Raw genomic sequence first — 1,788 nt, 5'->3', positions numbered from 1 at the left:
CCATAAGCCGGCGACACGCTCCATTTTTAAAATTTCGCTAATATGATCGCGTTTGAGAAGTCCCATGGGCGCTCTCGCTTCTGACAAGGTGATTGCGATCTCTCTTTTGCGGAAGACTTCCATAAATACATTAAGGGGAGCAAAACACCCATAGTCTACCATCGTCCCCGCCCAATCAAAAACAACTGCTTGTATCATTGAAATCCTCCTGTTTGACTGATTCACTTGTTATTCCAGCACCTTTTGTTGGTTTTGGTTGTGTCTATAGCTATATAATAACCTGCATTTGTAATCGCAGCGTTAAACGCGTGTAAAATATGTGTTTTTAATTTGATTTAATTTGTTTTTGTTGTTCCATCTACCTATCCGTCGAAATTCAACCTTCAGTTTTCTGTTGACTTCCTTGTTATTATGTTGGAAATTAAGTATAAGACACTGGGAGGGATCATAGAAATGAAGCCGATCAAAGCGATTATATTCGATCTAGATAATACGTTATTATGGGATGAAAGAAGTATTAGGGAAGCATTCGAGGCGACCTGCGAGGCAGCGGCAGCTTCTGTGAACGTAAACCCTTCTGAATTAGAACATGAGGTACGCGCGTCATCCGAACGTTTATTTAAGGAGATGGCCTGTTATGACTATGCAAAAATGATTGAAGTCACCGATTTGGAAGCGCTGTGGGGACGATTTGATGCGAAGGAACATCCTACCTTTCTAGAACTTGGACAGTTAGCACCGGAGTTTCAAAAAAATGCGTGGACGCAGGGCCTGCTCAATCTGGGCATAGACGATCCCAAGTTAGGTGAAACGCTCGCGCTGATGTTCGCTAAGGAGCGTCGAGAGCGTCCATTGGTCTATGATGCCACTTTCGAGGTCTTGCAAGCTTTGCGGCCGAAATATCAGCTGCTTTTGTTGACGAACGRGGCACCTGACCTGCAGCAGGAGAAGGTAGATAGTATTCCAGGTCTGGCGGATTACTTTGATCATATCTTGATTTCTGGTGTCTTTGGCCGCGGTAAACCTGATCCTTCTATTTTTGATCACGCGTTGAAGCTGCTCGGTGTCACGGCGGAAGAAGCCCTCATGGTCGGTGATAATCTGGATACCGATATCAAAGGAGCTTTAACGGTTGGGATGCAAAATGTTTGGATTAATCATCATCAGCGGACCGCGCCGCTGCATAACTTGCCAAGCCACGAGATCGCTGCTCTGCAAGAATTGCTAGCCATTCTGCAGCCATGAAAAAGGACTTTCCCAACAAGGTCTATTGTGACCTTATTGGGAAAGTCCTTATTAATGCCCGTCGATGATTCATACCTCGGGCAGATTCAATTCCTTGCTGCTGCTGAGTCCATCATACAGCGCTTGTTGCCTGAGCACCTTATATAGCTCAGCCTTGGTCGAGTGATCGTACGGCATAACGAAGAGAACGCCGATACCAAGTGCCAGGAATCCTAGGATGTACCATCCAAGGAAAGAAAGATCCAGGACGAACATGTTCCATTTATGCCCGTTCGTCATCTGTTTACTAAGCTCTACCGCCCTCTTCGTACCAATCCCCGGATTGTCTCCTAATAGAAAGGGGACCATGCTGTACGCATAAGTCTTCACAATGCCTGGAATAATGAGCAGCAAATACCATAGAAAAGTCAGAAAGTTTTTCCAGAGCATTCCCTTGACGATAGCCATATATTTGCCTTTTTGGAACGAGTAGACGAGATAATTCATATTCACATCTTCAGAAGCGGCTTGTTTAAAATATTGCATAACGCTCACTTCGAAAGG

2 protein-coding genes and 1 pseudogene are annotated in these 1,788 nt (G+C 44.8%); 1 reads left to right on the top strand and 2 read right to left on the bottom strand.

What is annotated here, in order from left to right; translation table 11 throughout:
* Nucleotides 1-198 (bottom strand): annotated as a pseudogene (locus AC1DUA_RS36185) (phosphonoacetaldehyde hydrolase); the annotation flags it as partial.
* Between the two features lie 255 nt (nt 199-453).
* Between AC1DUA_RS36185 and AC1DUA_RS36180 the strand changes: the two are divergent.
* Entirely contained in the window at nt 454-1,245 is a 792-nt protein-coding gene (locus AC1DUA_RS36180) for an HAD family hydrolase (RefSeq protein WP_477504327.1), read from the top strand.
* A 69-nt stretch (nt 1,246-1,314) separates the two neighbouring features.
* Here AC1DUA_RS36180 and AC1DUA_RS36175 read toward each other — a convergent pair.
* On the bottom strand, nt 1,315-1,788 hold a 474-nt coding region (locus tag AC1DUA_RS36175), incomplete at its 5' end, for a DUF975 family protein (RefSeq protein ID WP_477504326.1).

This window comes from Paenibacillus sp. 01T422 (assembly GCF_056398785.1).
This window is presented reverse-complemented; position numbering and strand designations above follow the sequence as displayed.